Here is a 14,618-nt window from a genome sequence, read left to right on the forward strand (position 1 = left end):
CTCGTTCAGCTGAATGATAAACGCCACGGTTATACCGTGGCGTTTTTGTATCTGTCGGTTTCGAGCTGCAATTCACCTCTTATTCCTGCGACTTATTCAGGGCACCTCATGCGCCACTAACTGAATAATTATTTACCCAGACTGGTCTGTTTTTTCGCGTTGAGTCACTGACCCCTCGATACTCCTTCCCCGGATTCAAAATCCAGGGCTTCAGCCCCTCAATATTGATCAACAGATTCGGTAAAAACTTGTAACACGCTCATTTTTTGTATCATAAAATCGATTGCGCTCCGGTTTCTGCCATATTCCTTTGCTACCATCATTTCACGTTGCAAGCGACACCTCAGTATCTGCAGGCTACACTTTGTTTGTTTCTGTAAAACACAGAGAGAAACGTTATGAGTGAAGTCATACTAGCGCTGATAGCTGGGTTTATCGTCGGGGTGTTATTTTCCGCGATAAAGCTGCCGATACCGGCACCGCCGGTCCTCTCCGGAGTGATGGGAATTTTCGGGGTATACGCAGGAGGTATTGCTTATCAGTGGATTGTGGAACGTTTCTTTACTTAAATAGGATTTTTGAGTAATAACATATGTTTACATGCTTTTATTGCGGTAAACACATTATCCACCACTGGAAACACGACTTTGATGGTGAGGCGTACCGGAGCTTGGTATTATACGTGAGCACCATCATTAACTGACGATTGCTGTTACAGCGTTTCCCCGTCGTGATGGGAGTACTGTCACGGTTTGCTGGACGGCATAAAAATTTGCAAGGGCTCAGGTTTCCTGAGCTTCTTGCGCGGTGAAAAGGATATCAATCAGGTCGGCAATCTCGCATTGTTTCCCTGAGTCTTCAAGGAACCAAGTCCGCTCATCTAACTGTTCGCTGTAGGCGGGCCGTTTGACGGTATAGCAACAGATTGCCGTCAAGCGTATGGAACAGTTTCTATAAGCTTGGTAGAAAATAACTGGACTGGAGATAGTCATGAGCGATTTAAAAGCTGCTGCACTACGTGCACTTAAACTAATGGATCTTACCACTCTGAACGATGACGACACTGATGCAAAAGTGATCGAGTTGTGTAAGAACGCGAAAACACCTGTAGGCAACACAGCAGCTATCTGTATCTACCCACGTTTCATTCCTGTAGCGAAGAAGCAACTGCGTGAGCAAGGTACACCTGAAGTCCGTATTGCAACTGTTACAAACTTCCCACACGGTAACGACGACATCGCAATTGCAGTAGCAGAAACTAAAGCTGCTGTTGCTTACGGTGCGGACGAAGTTGACGTTGTATTCCCATACCGTGCCCTAATGGCGGGTAACGAAGAAGTGGGCTTCGAGCTGGTTAAGCAGTGTAAAGAAGCTTGTGGCGACATTCTGCTGAAAGTGATCATCGAAACTGGTGAGCTGAAAACAGAAGAGCTAATCAAGAAAGCATCTGAGCTGTCTATCAAAGCCGGTGCTGACTTCATCAAGACATCAACAGGTAAAGTGCCTGTTAACGCAACACCAGAATACGCTGAGATCATGCTGAACGTGATCAAAGAGATGGGCGTAGCGAAAACTGTTGGCTTCAAGCCTGCAGGTGGTGTTCGTACTGCTGAAGACGCACAGCAATACCTAGACATGGCTGACCGTATTCACGGTGCAGAGTGGGCTGACAACATGCACTACCGTTTTGGTGCATCTAGCCTGCTAGCTAACCTACTTCACACTCTAGGTGAAGGCGAAAAAGCTGCTGAAGGCGGCTACTAATCTAATCCCGTAAGGTGGCATTTATTGCCACCTTACTTTTTTTGCCTGTGACTATTTACTGTTTGGTTCTTGCCCGGCTGCGGCGCGAGCGGCACCTGTGCGGCTGAGAATCATACTGTGAGCCACTTTTTCCAATAAAAAGGGTTACGCAAGGTAAATTGTCATCTGCCCTACATTATTATCTGACCGGGGAATACCATGTATTTACCACAAGAAATCATTAGAAAAAAACGCGACAACATCGAACTATCTGCAGACGAAATTAACTTCTTTATCCAGGGTGTTGCTAAAGACACTGTTTCTGAAGGCCAGATTGCTGCTTTTGCGATGGCAATCTACTTCAACGACATGACCATGAACGAGCGTGTAGCCCTAACATGTGCAATGCGTGATTCAGGCATGGTGATCAACTGGGATCATATGAATTTTGACGGTCCGATTGTTGATAAGCACTCTACCGGTGGTGTTGGTGATGTAACATCGCTAATGCTTGGTCCAATGGTGGCTGCATGTGGTGGTTATGTACCAATGATTTCTGGTCGTGGTCTGGGCCACACCGGCGGTACGCTGGACAAGCTAGAATCTATTCCTGGCTATAACATTACGCCGACCAATGAAGTATTTGGTCAGGTGACAAAAGATGCTGGCGTGGCAATTATCGGCCAGACTGGCGATTTGGCACCAGCGGACAAGCGTGTATATGCTACTCGCGATGTAACCGCCACTGTTGACAACATCTCGCTGATCACGGCATCAATCCTGTCTAAGAAACTGGCTGCCGGTCTTGGCTCGCTGGTTATGGACGTTAAAGTGGGTTCTGGTGCCTTCATGCCAACTTACGAAGCATCTGAAGAGCTGGCAAAATCAATTGTTGCCGTAGCAAACGGTGCGGGTACCAAGACGACCGCACTGCTAACCGACATGAACCAGGTACTGGCTTCTACTGCGGGTAACGCACTGGAAGTTCGTGAAGCCGTTCAGTTCCTGACCGGTGAATACCGTAACCCTCGCTTATTTGCCGTGACCATGGCATTGTGTGCCGAAATGCTTGTAAACAGTGGCTTGGCTACTGATTTGGAACAAGCGAACGCGAAACTGCAGGAAGTACTGGATAACGGTAAAGCCGCAGCGTGTTTCGGTAAGATGGTTGCAGGTCTTGGTGGTCCGGTTGACTTCATGGAAAACTACGACAACTACCTGGATAAAGCAGAAATCGTGAAACCTGTTTATGCCGAGAGCACAGGTTATGCATTCGCGATGGATACGCGTGGTCTGGGTATGGCTGTTGTAGGTATGGGTGGCGGTCGCCGCGTTGCATCCGACACTATCGACTATGCTGTGGGTCTGAGCGATATGATCGCACTGGGTACTGAAGTGAATGCTGATACCCCGCTAGCGGTTATCCATGCGCGTACCGAAGCGCAATGGGAAGAAGCTGCGAAGGCTGTTCGTGAGAACATCACGATTTCAGAGCAGAAGCCTGAGCCTACTCCTGAGGTTTACCGTCGCGTTCGCCCTGAAGATGTTTAATGGAGTCAAAATGAAACGTTCAATTATTCTTGTACTTGATTCTTTCGGTGTCGGCGCAACAGAAGATGCTGTTGATTTCGGCGATGTAGGTTCGAACACCCTGGGTCATATTGCAGCGCAGTGTGCCCGTGGCGAGGCTGACAACGGCGACCGTAGCGGTCCGCTTAACCTGCCTAACCTGAACAAGCTGGGTCTGGGTAAGGCGTGTGAAGAGTCATCAGGTACTTTCCCTGAAGGTCTTGACGCGGCTGCTGAAATCACCGGCGCGTATGGTCATGCTAAAGAGCTGTCTTCAGGCAAGGATACGCCGTCAGGTCACTGGGAAATTGCCGGTGTACCTGTACTGTTTGACTGGGGTTACTTCACTGATCACTCAAACAGCTTCCCGAAAGAGCTGACTGATCGCATTCTTGAGCGTGCCGGCCTGCCAGGTTTCCTGGGTAACTGCCACGCATCAGGTACTCAGGTTCTTGATGACTTGGGTGAAGAGCACATGAAGACAGGCATGCCTATCTTCTATACCTCTGCTGACTCTGTATTCCAGATTGCCTGTCACGAAGAGACATTCGGCCTGGATAACCTGATGGAGCTTTGCCAGATTGCTCGTGAAGAGCTGGAAGAGTACAACATCGGCCGAGTGATCGCGCGTCCGTTCATCGGTGCCGGCAAAGGCCAGTTTGAGCGTACGGGTAACCGTCGTGATCTGTCTGTCGAGCCACCAGCAGCCACTGTACTGCAGAAACTGGTTGACGAGAAAGGCGGTGACGTTGTTTCTATCGGTAAGATCTCTGACATCTATGCCGGCTGCGGTATTACCCAGAAAGTGAAGGCGACCGGTATCCCGGCTCTGTTCGAGGCAACCCTTGAGCAGATCAAGAAAGCGGGTGACAACACTATCGTATTCACCAACTTCGTTGACTTTGATTCAGCTTACGGCCACCGTCGTGACGTTGCTGGCTACGCGGCTGCACTGGAATACTTCGATAAGCGCCTGCCTGAGATCATTGAGCTGCTTCAGGAAGACGATGTATTGATCCTGACTGCCGACCACGGCTGTGATCCAACATGGGAAGGTACTGACCACACCCGTGAGCACATCCCTGTTCTTGTAACAGGTCCTAAAGTGAAAGCAGGTTCACTGGGTCGCCGCGAGACATTTGCCGATATCGGCCAGACCCTGGCTGAGTACTTCGGTACGTCGGACATGGAATACGGTAAGTCGTTCCTGTAACGCATATAACATATCCCTGCCGCTGTTTCGTTCTATAGTTGTTATAGTTCGAAACAGCAACCTAATACTAATGACAGCCGTTGGTTAGAATCGGGCCGACGGAGAAATGGAAGGAAATTTCGATGGCTACTCCACATATTAATGCAGAAATGGGTGATTTCGCAGACGTAGTTCTGATGCCGGGTGATCCGCTACGTGCCAAGTACATTGCTGAAACGTTCCTGGACGATGCAAAAGAAGTGTGTAACGTTCGTAACATGTTCGGCTACACAGGTACGTACAAAGGCCGTAAGATCTCTGTTATGGGTCACGGTATGGGTATCCCTTCATGCTCAATCTACGCGACCGAGCTGGTTAAAGACTTCGGCGTGAAGAAAATCATCCGCGTTGGTAGCTGTGGTGCAGTACGTGACGATGTAAACCTGCGTGATGTTGTTATCGGTATGGGTGCATCTACTGACTCTAAAGTAAACCGTATCCGTTTCGGCGATCACGATTTCGCAGCACTGGCTGATTACGGTATGGTGCAAAACGCAGTAGAAGCGGCAAAAGCGAAGGGTATCGACGTTAAAGTAGGTAACATCTTCTCTGCAGACCTGTTCTACAACCCTGATTTCGATTTCTTCCAGACGATGAAGAAATACGGCATCGTTGGTGTTGAAATGGAAGCGGCAGGCATCTACGGCCTGGCAGCAGAGTTTGGTGCTAAAGCACTGACTATCTGTACGGTTTCAGATCACATCCTACGTGGTGAAGCAACAACATCTGAAGAGCGCCAGCTGACGTTCAACGACATGATGGAAATTGCACTTGAGTCTGTTCTGCTAGGTGATGCTGAATAAGCACGTTTGATAGGATATGTAAAAAAGACGGCCAAGGCCGTCTTTTTTTATACGCGAACATCGGTGATGAGCTTCTAGATACGAGTGACTCGCCACTCGTACCTGTTGTTAATCTTTGGCATTTGACGTTAGCAGGAACGGGAAGTGCCAGATATCTTTGCGGCGGCCGAAGGTGAAGGCCAGCAAGAAGCCGATGAACAAGGCGGCCAATATCAGTCCCCGAATAATATTGGTCATGTATTCAACCTGACTGGCGGCATCTTCCAATAGCTTGCCGTGCTCTAAGGTAATACGGACAAAGCCAATCACCTGCTTGTCGGCCATCACCGGCTCGACAATTTGCTGGCGGCCAAAGCTGGCAACAGACAGCGGGGTCGAAATCCCCGTAACCTGCTCCAACGGCATCGCCTCTTCTGTTTTGGCGATAGCGATACCCTCCAGATCGTAGATGCTGGCATCAAGAATGAGTGGCTCCTCGGAGAGCTGCTGAACCAGCGCCTGAAGCTTGTCCTGATTGTTATCAAGAATATCTTTGGCTGCCGTCCCGGCGGCTTGCCGAACGATAATGCGTGACAGAGACTGGGTCTGCTCGCTGAGCGCCCGGTAGCTGCGGAGATTTAAGTCCGAGCCATATTCCAGCATGGTAACCAAGCCGCCCAGGCAGGCTATCAATACCAGAAGTTGCCATGTTCGCTGTAGTCGCGTTTTTTTCAGTATCATCATATCAACATATAGTGGAATCTAAGCCGAAATGCACGAATGCCATATTGGGGCTTGCCCTAATAAATTGCAATAGGGTACTTTGGTAGCAGTGGATTAATATGACCAAACTTAAACATGGATGTAGATAGCGTGCTAAAAGTTAAAAAACACACTTCGCTGCAACAGCGCTTCCCCAGCATAAATTCAGCCTCTAACCTGATAAGGCAACAAGCCGGCTTGCTGGTTTACGGGCGGCGAATAACGCCTGAGCTGCTGGCGGACATTGCGGCATATGTCGGTGATGAGCTGGATGTGGTCGCCGCATGGAAGGTGGGATCGTATGATGCATTGCTGATCCGGGATGAGCTGTCGGCCTTGCTGGAACAGGCATTGATTAAGTATCAGCTCGATTATGTCTCTAGTAGCGAGCTGCCTGACCTGTCCGAACCCGGCCTTGTGGTGATGGATATGGACTCGACGGCCATTGAGATCGAATGTATCGATGAAATTGCCGTGCTGGCCGGGGTCGGGGAGCAAGTCGCCGAGGTGACAGAGCGGGCAATGCAGGGCGAGCTTGATTTTGAACAAAGCTTGCGTCAGCGGGTGGCAACACTGGCGGGTGCTGATGAATCGATTTTGGAATCAGTGCGCTCGACACTGCCGATGATGCCGGAGCTGCGCGAGCTGGTGGCAACCCTCCATCACTATGGCTGGAAAGTCGCCATTGCCTCGGGTGGGTTTACCTATTTTTCGGACTACCTCAAAGACGAATTACAGCTGGTCCATGCCCAGTCGAATACGCTGGACATTGTCGATGGCAAGCTGACCGGCAAGGTGCTTGGCGATGTGGTTGATGCCCAGGTCAAGGCCGATATTTTGCGCGAGCTGGCTGATCAGCACGAGATTGCCCTGCACAATACCGTTGCCGTCGGTGACGGTGCCAATGATCTTCTGATGCTCAAGGCTGCAGGGTTGGGCGTTGCCTACCACGCCAAGCCGAAAGTCGAGGCAGAAGCCCCCGCGGTGATCCGCCATGCGGACCTAGGGGGAGTGATGTGTATTCTGTCTGCCTCACTGATGCCACAGGGGATCAGTTGGTAGACGGAAGGTACTCGTTTTTAGAGGCGAGTTTCTAGGAAGAGCTTAATTTCTTAGGTTGTTATTACATAGCCTTGGGCTAAAAAGAAAGCGAGAGGCGTACACCTCTCGCTTTCTTATTGTATCTTCTACCTAGTACCTAGTACCTAGTACCTAGTACCTCTAACCGATTTCCAGCCTGATCTGCACTTCATCGGTAATATCATAAATCTCGCCACAGCCGATGAGCGAGTTGAATTCCACTTCCAGTGCCCGGGCACGGTGCAGGGCCATTCGGGCCAGTTCACCGAGTTCGATACCGGTCAGGGCTGTCATCGGATTCAGCACCGGCACGGCCGTTACCCGCAGTGCCATGAATTCCCCTTTCGCCTTGGCGCCCTTGATGAAATTGATCCGTTCGTCAATGGTGCCAAATTCTTCGGTGAGTTTGCTGTCCAGGCGGGTGATGGTATTGCCCTTTCTCTCAATCCATAGATAGAGTTCGTGAACATAGGGTTTGCGGATCTCGACCGGGCGCATGGTCTCGGCCAGCATTCGCTTGAGGCGGTTTTTGAAAATAGGCTCAAGCGAATAATCCTGCCCGCCGGCGACCTGGTTGAACAGCTTCGGCAGTGGCGGTATCGGGAAGTTGCAGCCGATGGCCTTGACCTTGATCTTGTGGTCGAGCTTTTCCGTAAAGTATGGAATGCAGTTGAGGCGGGTTAGCAGCATCTGGTGCATCGCCAATAGCAGCTCGCCGGTCGGGAGGATCTCTTCCAGCAGCTTGAACTTGCTTTCGTTGTGCTGGATCAGGCGGCGCAGAAACTGCTCTCCCTTCAATGCGCAGTCACCACTGCCAGTGGTGAGTTGGATGTTGCTAAAGTCGGGGCTTACCCTGACCACCTTATACGGCATATGGCTCAGCGGCGCATTTTTGTCGAGCTTGAGCAGATCGACAAACTTGATGGTGACCTCATCGCCGCGCTTGATAGGGAGCGGCTGGCTGAGATCGAGGTTCAGGCCGCGAATCGAGAAATCGAGGGTAATACCGGTAACAGCCGGAAAGTCCGGGTGGTGCAGCTCTATTGGGGTCTGGAACTTAAACCGCGACTCGCTGCGCTGGGGCTTGGGATCAAAATAGATCGCCTTGGCTGTCGATACCGGGTTCCTGACGTGCCGGAAGGCCTGGAGGGCTTTGCCCGGCAGCTTGGGCTTGACCGGCAGGCGGTAGTCCTGCTGCGCCTGTTCATTGGTGATATCCTGCAAAATGCCGATGTGGGTCAGCTTGCTCAGCTGGTCAAACATCTCGGGGGCAATATCCTGCAGTCGTTTCAGGTCTTCTTCACTGATAGGGTGAACGGTCAGGCGGGTCACCTGCCAGCTTTTTCTGGTTGCTCCGACGTGCCAGAAAAGGTGCCGTTCTTCTATGCTCATTTCCGGCAAGGCGGCCGAGTAGAAAAAGTGCTTACGGTCATGTTCGTGAGCGAAGCTATAAATTAAGGTACTGCACTGTTTGAGCCCCGCCTTGCCAAGGCTGGCCATGCGCTCTTTGGAAAGCAGGTGGTTGATGACCGGCTGGTTTCTCTCATCATGCCAGCTATCCCAGATGTGCCGGTTATGATCGGTTAGCAGGCAATACTTCAGCTCGTCACCGGCAAAAAACAGCGGCATGCTGGTGGTGTGCTTGAGGTAGCAGTGTTCATACCCCTTGGTCCGGACCTGAATAACCTTGTCTTCATGGTTTCTGCGGGTACGGCGCTGCAAGACTTGCTGGCTGCGGTCAATCGCCTGTTTGATGACGGTGTTGTCGCTGGTGATTTTAAGTCGCAGCCACTTGAAGCTGTCATTTTCCTTGTGATCATCAATGCCGAGAATTCGGTATTCGGTACCGAGGTCAAGCCGGGGATCATTGAACTTCTCGGCCATTTTCGGAAACTTGGCGACAATGGTCTGGCCGAGGTTGTATTTAAATGCCGCCGGTACCTTGAACTTGGCACCGGAGTAGGACAAATCCGAGGTCACGCCGTGAACCGACTGGTTGAAAGGCAGTGCCAGGTTGACCTGGGTGGTAATTTGAAGACGGTTCTCGCCCCGGGTCAGATAGTGGCCAAAGCGTATAAGGTTGGCATCAAACTGGGTATCTCGCTGAGGCTGCTCTGCGGTATTGGTATCTTGCTTTTCCTGCTGGTGGAGGACGCGGAAGTTGTTGCGGGTATTCATCAGGGCTTCGTATAGCCCGATCCGATACTTGCCGCCAAAGACCTTGATCCGCTTGTGGTAGGTATTGATTGCGACGTCATCGAGCCAGTGTTTGAGGCCGTTTAACTCATAGGGGCGGCATTCCCCCTTGACCCGGCCGCGAAGATCGACAAGCTGATGACACGGGGCCATGATCCGGTTTAGCTCCATTTTGATCTGGAGCCGGGCCGGGCCACTGGCCTCTTGGGTCATCATCTGAAAGACGTCCTCAAAATCCTCACTGTCATAGACAGGGATAAGTTGTTCAATCAATCCTTTATAATCGTCCAGCAACATAGCTCTTTCTGATACATTAGTCCTTAGTCTATTATCTGCATTTTGCAGCAAAAGTTTAGTCTGTCGTTAGTATTTCTTGCTGGATGTACCAGTAAAGTTATTCCTGCAGCAAATAGTGTGCTGACGATCAACGAGTAAAGGGGAAACATGGCCAAGACAAAGCGTGCCTATGTGTGTAGTGATTGCGGTGCGGATTTTCCTCGATGGCAGGGGCAGTGTAGTGCCTGTGCCGCCTGGAATACCATTACAGAATTTACCGTTCCGAAGACCCGCTCGGCAATCGGGACCGGGGCGCAGGCCGCCACAAGCAGTTATGCCGGGGCTGCAACAAAAATTCAGAAGCTCTCTGAAGTCGAGAGCAAAGATCTTCCCCGTTTCAGCTCCGGGATCTCCGAGCTGGACCGCGTGCTGGGAAGCGGTATCGTACCGGGCTCAGTTCTTTTGCTGTGCGGCGATCCCGGTGCGGGTAAGTCGACCCTGCTGCTGCAGAGCATCGGCGCTGTAGCGGCAGACAAATCTGCCCTGTATGTGTCGGGCGAAGAATCGATTCATCAGATCTCGCAGCGTGCCAAGCGGTTGGGGACTCAGAATATCGATAAGATCAGCGTGGTTGCGGAGACCTCCGTTGAGCAGGTGTTGAATCATGTGACCCAGCAAAAAGCGGAGTTCGTGATTATTGACTCGATCCAGACCATGACGGTTGCCCATAACGAATCGGCAGCGGGCAGTCCGAGTCAGGTGAAAGAGTCGGCGGCAGCACTAACCCGCTTTGCCAAGACGGAGGGGGTGACCTTCGTTATTGTTGGTCATATCAACAAAGATTCCAATGTTGCCGGTCCGATGCAGCTGATCCATATTGTGGATGGTCTGTTTGCACTGTCATCAACATCGGATGAGAAGTTCCGGGTGTTACGGACCTCGAAAAACCGTTTTGGTGCCGATTCCGAGTCATGCTTTTTTGCGATGACGGAAACCGGTATGAAGCAGGTTAAAAATCCATCGGCGATTTTCCTGAGCCGTTCCGACAAGAACCACGCCGGTTCGGTGTGTACCACGCTATGGGAAGGAACGCGCCCTTTGCTGGTGGAAGTACAGGCGCTGTGTAATAACTCGGTGACGGAGAATCCGCGCCGCCTGACGGTCGGTTATGACTCCAACCGTCTGGCGATGTCGATAGCGGTTCTTGCGCGCCATGGCGGGGTGATGCTCTCGGACATGGATATTTTCGTTAACTGTGTCGGCGGGATCAAGATCGAGGAAACCTCGGCGGACTTGGCCGTATTGCTGGCGATTTTCTCCAGTTTCAAGAATGCCCCGATTCCGCAGGATGTGCTGGTGTTCGGCGAAATTGGCCTCAATGCCGATATTCGTCCGGCAGCCAATGGCCTTGAGCGGATCCGCGAGGCGGCCAAGCAGGGCTTTACCCGTGCTATCGTGCCAAAGGCCAATGCCAGCCGGAAGGTCAACGGGATCGAAATCATTGCGGTGGAGGATCTGCAGGAGGCACTGACGGCGTTTGAGCGCGTTGCCATGTAGCTGATATAAAACGAGAGCCAAACTGGCTCTCGTTTTTGTACTGGTTAAATCTGCTCGGTACTACAGCTTGCGCTGCTCACCGGAAGCCAACGCCTGATTGCTCGCCGTTTCAATCGGGGTAAGGGGCTCTGGGGCATGGGTGAGCTGGACTTGCATCGAGACCACATTGTTAATCATCTCCAGCAATGAGGCCCACTGCACGGTTTTTTCTTTTTCAAACAAAGATTTGAAGTTTTCCGGTGTCCACTCGACAAACGGGCGCGGGTTCAGGGCGCGGCCGAGGAAACGGATCTCGTAGTGCAGGTGCGGTCCGGTCGACAGCCCCGTATTTCCCGACCAGCCAATCAAATCCCCCTTGCGAACAAACTTGCCGCGTTTGACATTGAATTTGCTCATGTGGGAATAGGTGGTGGCAAATCCCAGTGAGTGGTTGAGTTTCAAAAAGTTTCCCGATCCCTTGTTACTCGGGCGGGTGACCTCGATAACGCCATCGGCCGGTGCATAAATAGGTGTGCCGGTATTGGCGGCAAAGTCGAGCCCGCGGTGGCGCTTGCGTTTTCCGGTTACCGGGTGGATACGGGTACCAAAACCGGATGACATTCTGATCCCCGGTGTCGGGCTGCCGTTTGGCAGCAGCCTGAAGAGCGTTCCCCTGACTGCCGAGCTGATGGCGGCACTGTCGACGCGCTGCTCCAGCGGCAGTGCATCGCCGTCACCGGTCTGCAGCCCGAGGATCGTTTCGACGTCATCGATACGTTGGGTCAGCATGCCAAGGGCGGCTTTCTTGGTCGCCAGCTCCTGGGTCAGCGCCTGGTTGGCTGCATTTTCTTCGGACAGCGAGGTGGTGAGCTGCTCGGTCTGGAGGTTGAGCTCGTTAAGCCTTTGGCTGGAAAGCAGGTTCTGCTGATAGAGCTGATAGACACTGAAGCTGCCAGCCACAATGATGGCCAGGATCAGGCTCATCGTCAGGGCCAGGTAGCGCTTCTTGAAGCGATTGATCAAGTAATGAGAGGTGCCTCGGTGATCGGAGACCGAGATACAGATATTTTCCGACATGGTGAATGACTACTACTCGTTAAGGTGCTTTTTTAAATCAGCCAGTTGTTCTAGTTCTCGATGTAATAGTTCATCCGTGCCGATATTGAGTTCGACTAGGCGCTTGAGGTGGCTGGCGCTTTCGATATCGATATGGAGGATCTGCATGCGCAGATAGTCGCTGTCGTGATGTACCAGCCGGGTATCCATTTTCAGCTCGATATCACAGTCATGCAGGCAGAAACTGATGCAGTAGTTCTCCTCCGGTCTGGGTGTCCAGTCCGGCGGGCAAGTTAGCAGAATCCCCTGTAGCGACAGATCACGCACTTCGGCAGACCACTGTTCCTGCGCCTGCTGTAGCTTAGCCGGAGTCCGGTAGAGGATGCGTATGAAGTGACGTCGTTCAGCCATAACAATACTTTTTTGATTATTAGTAACTTAAGTGTAATGAGAAATGCGACATTTCTCCAGGAATCGGATCACAAAAATGTGCTAGTCCGGCAGTGAGATCAATTGAAATGTCTGATCGCAGAGGCTATTTATAAAAAAAGGCTGCATTTTGCAGCCTTTTGACAAGAAAGGGGGACCCTTACTTGGAGATACGCTTGTACTTGATACGGTGTGGCTCGGCTGCTTGCGCGCCCAGCGTTTTCTTCAGCCAGTCGGTGTACTCGGTGTAGTTACCTTCGTAGAAGTTAACCTGACCTTCGTCACGGTAGTCAAGAATGTGCGTTGCGATACGGTCCAGGAACCAGCGGTCGTGCGAGATAACCATGGCACAGCCAGGGAATTCAAGCAGCGCCTCTTCCAGTGCACGCAGGGTTTCTACGTCCAGGTCGTTGGTCGGTTCATCGAGTAGCAACATGTTGCCACCGGCTTTAAGCAGTTTCGCCAGGTGAACACGGTTACGCTCACCACCGGACAGATCGCCAATCAGTTTCTGCTGATCGCTGCCTTTGAAGTTAAAGCGCGACGCGTAAGCACGGGCAGGAATTTCGAAGTTGTTGATACGGATGATTTCCGCACCTTCCGAAATCTCCTGGTATACCGTGTTCTTGTCGTTCATGCTGTCACGGAACTGGTCAACCGACGCCAGGCTGACTGTGTCACCCAACTCGATGGTACCCGCATCAGGCTGTTCAACGCCACTTAGCATCTTGAACAGGGTCGATTTACCCGCACCGTTGGCACCAATGATACCGACGATAGCCCCTTTCGGCAGGCTGAAAGACAGATCGTCAATCAGAACGCGGTCACCGAATGACTTGGTCAGGTTGTTCACCTCAAGCACCTTATCACCCAGGCGCTCACCTGGCGGGATAAATAGCTCGTTGGTTTCGTTACGTTTTTGGTGATCGTTGTTGTTAAGCTCTTCAAAGCGCGCCATACGTGCTTTTGATTTCGCCTGACGGCCTTTCGGATTCTGTCGAACCCACTCAAGTTCTTTCTCGATCGTTTTCTGACGGGCTTTCTCTTGCGATGACTCTTGCTTCAGACGGGCATCTTTCTGCTCTAGCCAAGAGGTGTAGTTACCTTCCCATGGAATACCTTCACCACGGTCAAGTTCCAGGATCCAGCCAGCAGCATTGTCAAGGAAGTAACGGTCGTGGGTAATCGCCACAACAGTACCGTTGTAGTCGACCAGGAAGTGTTCCAGCCAAGCAACAGATTCTGCATCCAGGTGGTTAGTCGGCTCATCGAGCAGTAGCATATCTGGCTTGTCGAGAAGCAGGCGGCAGATAGCCACACGGCGACGCTCACCACCGGACAGCACCTTAATCTTGGCATCCCACTCAGGCAGGCGCAGTGCATCGGCCGCACGCTCTAGCTGCATATCCAGGTTGTGACCGTCTTTGGTTTCGATTAGGGCTTCCAGCTCACCTTGTTCTTTGGCCAGCACGTCGAAGTCGGCATCCGGCTCGGCGTAGGCGGCGTAAACTGCGTCAAGGCGAACAAGCGCTTCTTTAACGTCTGATACCGCTTCTTCAACCACTTCGCGGACTGTTTTTTCTTCATCCAGTACCGGCTCCTGAGGCAGGTAACCGACTTTCAGGCCTGCCTGTGGACGAGCTTCACCTTCGATATCGGTATCGATACCTGCCATGATGCGAAGCAGGGTGGATTTACCGGCACCGTTCAGGCCCAAAACACCAATTTTGGCGCCCGGGAAGAAGCTAAGGGAAATATCTTTCAGAATTTGGCGCTTAGGCGGAACAATTTTGCCCACGCGCGACATGGTATAGACGTATTCAGCCATATCCGTTTGCAATCTCTAATATAAAGTGGAGGGGTATTTTACCTGTTCTGGACATAAGTTTAACAGCATTGTTCATAATTAGCGTTTAAGATGAATAAATACCAGCCGG

Annotated in this window: 12 protein-coding genes; 7 read left to right on the top strand and 5 right to left on the bottom strand. The window is 51.6% G+C overall.

Annotated elements, in window-relative coordinates:
• The first annotated feature begins 398 nt into the window (after positions 1 to 398).
• From EIZ48_RS07200 to deoD, 5 genes are all read left to right on the top strand, one after another.
• Positions 399 to 569: a XapX domain-containing protein gene (locus EIZ48_RS07200; protein ID WP_075762504.1), complete on the top strand. Its 171-nt coding sequence runs from the start codon at positions 399 to 401 to the stop codon at positions 567 to 569.
• A 421-nt stretch (positions 570 to 990) separates the two neighbouring features.
• Positions 991 to 1,764, top strand: coding sequence for a deoxyribose-phosphate aldolase (gene deoC / locus EIZ48_RS07205; RefSeq protein WP_075762502.1), 774 nt, complete (start codon positions 991 to 993; stop codon positions 1,762 to 1,764).
• A 198-nt stretch (positions 1,765 to 1,962) separates the two neighbouring features.
• Positions 1,963 to 3,294 carry a thymidine phosphorylase gene (deoA, locus tag EIZ48_RS07210; protein ID WP_075762501.1) on the top strand — a complete coding sequence of 444 codons (1,332 nt, stop codon included), beginning with the start codon at positions 1,963 to 1,965 and terminating at the stop codon, positions 3,292 to 3,294.
• A gap of 10 nt (positions 3,295 to 3,304) precedes the next feature.
• On the top strand, positions 3,305 to 4,525 hold the full coding sequence (gene deoB, locus EIZ48_RS07215; protein ID WP_160649672.1) for a phosphopentomutase: 1,221 nt from the start codon (positions 3,305 to 3,307) through the stop codon (positions 4,523 to 4,525).
• A 122-nt stretch (positions 4,526 to 4,647) separates the two neighbouring features.
• Complete coding sequence (gene deoD / locus EIZ48_RS07220) at positions 4,648 to 5,367, top strand: purine-nucleoside phosphorylase (protein WP_160649674.1); 720 nt, start codon at positions 4,648 to 4,650, stop codon at positions 5,365 to 5,367.
• Positions 5,368 to 5,475: 108 nt separating this feature from the next.
• Here the strand turns inward: deoD and EIZ48_RS07225 are convergent, their stop codons facing one another.
• On the bottom strand, positions 5,476 to 6,090 hold the full coding sequence (locus tag EIZ48_RS07225; RefSeq protein ID WP_160649676.1) for a YtjB family periplasmic protein: 615 nt from the start codon (positions 6,088 to 6,090) through the stop codon (positions 5,476 to 5,478).
• Positions 6,091 to 6,204: 114 nt separating this feature from the next.
• On the opposite strand from EIZ48_RS07225, the gene serB reads away from it, so the two are divergent.
• On the top strand, positions 6,205 to 7,170 hold the full coding sequence (serB, locus tag EIZ48_RS07230; RefSeq protein WP_160649678.1) for a phosphoserine phosphatase: 966 nt from the start codon (positions 6,205 to 6,207) through the stop codon (positions 7,168 to 7,170).
• Positions 7,171 to 7,329: 159 nt separating this feature from the next.
• Here serB and EIZ48_RS07235 read toward each other — a convergent pair whose 3' ends face one another.
• Positions 7,330 to 9,681, bottom strand: a complete 2,352-nt coding sequence (locus EIZ48_RS07235; protein WP_160649680.1) for a PilZ domain-containing protein — start codon at positions 9,679 to 9,681, stop codon at positions 7,330 to 7,332.
• Positions 9,682 to 9,828: 147 nt separating this feature from the next.
• Between EIZ48_RS07235 and radA the strand changes: the two genes are divergently transcribed.
• Complete coding sequence (gene radA / locus EIZ48_RS07240) at positions 9,829 to 11,217, top strand: DNA repair protein RadA (RefSeq protein WP_075762495.1); 1,389 nt, start codon at positions 9,829 to 9,831, stop codon at positions 11,215 to 11,217.
• A gap of 60 nt (positions 11,218 to 11,277) precedes the next feature.
• Here the strand turns inward: radA and EIZ48_RS07245 are convergent, their stop codons facing one another.
• The 3 genes from EIZ48_RS07245 to ettA all read right to left on the bottom strand — a co-directional run bounded on the left by EIZ48_RS07245 (position 11,278) and on the right by ettA (position 14,509).
• Complete coding sequence (locus EIZ48_RS07245) at positions 11,278 to 12,273, bottom strand: M23 family metallopeptidase (RefSeq protein ID WP_160649682.1); 996 nt, start codon at positions 12,271 to 12,273, stop codon at positions 11,278 to 11,280.
• 12 nt (positions 12,274 to 12,285) lie between these two features.
• Positions 12,286 to 12,663 carry a PilZ domain-containing protein gene (locus EIZ48_RS07250; RefSeq protein WP_075762493.1) on the bottom strand — a complete coding sequence of 126 codons (378 nt, stop codon included), beginning with the start codon at positions 12,661 to 12,663 and terminating at the stop codon, positions 12,286 to 12,288.
• Between the two features lie 178 nt (positions 12,664 to 12,841).
• A complete protein-coding gene (gene ettA / locus EIZ48_RS07255) occupies positions 12,842 to 14,509 on the bottom strand; it encodes an energy-dependent translational throttle protein EttA (RefSeq protein ID WP_160649684.1) in 1,668 nt (555 codons plus the stop codon).
• Positions 14,510 to 14,618 lie beyond the last annotated feature (109 nt).

This window comes from Photobacterium alginatilyticum, assembly GCF_009910675.1.
Taxonomy (GTDB): domain Bacteria; phylum Pseudomonadota; class Gammaproteobacteria; order Enterobacterales; family Vibrionaceae; genus Photobacterium; species Photobacterium alginatilyticum.

Bases quoted from the DNA above. Each gene is read 5' to 3' on its own strand.
- EIZ48_RS07200 (WP_075762504.1), top strand. From the start codon at position 399: ATGAGTGAAGTCATACTAGCGCTGATAGCTGGGTTTATCGTCGGGGTG.
- deoC (WP_075762502.1), top strand. From the start codon at position 991: ATGAGCGATTTAAAAGCTGCTGCACTACGTGCACTTAAACTAATGGAT.
- deoA (WP_075762501.1), top strand. From the start codon at position 1,963: ATGTATTTACCACAAGAAATCATTAGAAAAAAACGCGACAACATCGAA.
- deoB (WP_160649672.1), top strand. From the start codon at position 3,305: ATGAAACGTTCAATTATTCTTGTACTTGATTCTTTCGGTGTCGGCGCA.
- deoD (WP_160649674.1), top strand. From the start codon at position 4,648: ATGGCTACTCCACATATTAATGCAGAAATGGGTGATTTCGCAGACGTA.
- EIZ48_RS07225 (WP_160649676.1), bottom strand. From the start codon at position 6,090: ATGATGATACTGAAAAAAACGCGACTACAGCGAACATGGCAACTTCTG.
- serB (WP_160649678.1), top strand. From the start codon at position 6,205: ATGGATGTAGATAGCGTGCTAAAAGTTAAAAAACACACTTCGCTGCAA.
- EIZ48_RS07235 (WP_160649680.1), bottom strand. From the start codon at position 9,681: ATGTTGCTGGACGATTATAAAGGATTGATTGAACAACTTATCCCTGTC.
- radA (WP_075762495.1), top strand. From the start codon at position 9,829: ATGGCCAAGACAAAGCGTGCCTATGTGTGTAGTGATTGCGGTGCGGAT.
- EIZ48_RS07245 (WP_160649682.1), bottom strand. From the start codon at position 12,273: ATGTCGGAAAATATCTGTATCTCGGTCTCCGATCACCGAGGCACCTCT.
- EIZ48_RS07250 (WP_075762493.1), bottom strand. From the start codon at position 12,663: ATGGCTGAACGACGTCACTTCATACGCATCCTCTACCGGACTCCGGCT.
- ettA (WP_160649684.1), bottom strand. From the start codon at position 14,509: ATGGCTGAATACGTCTATACCATGTCGCGCGTGGGCAAAATTGTTCCG.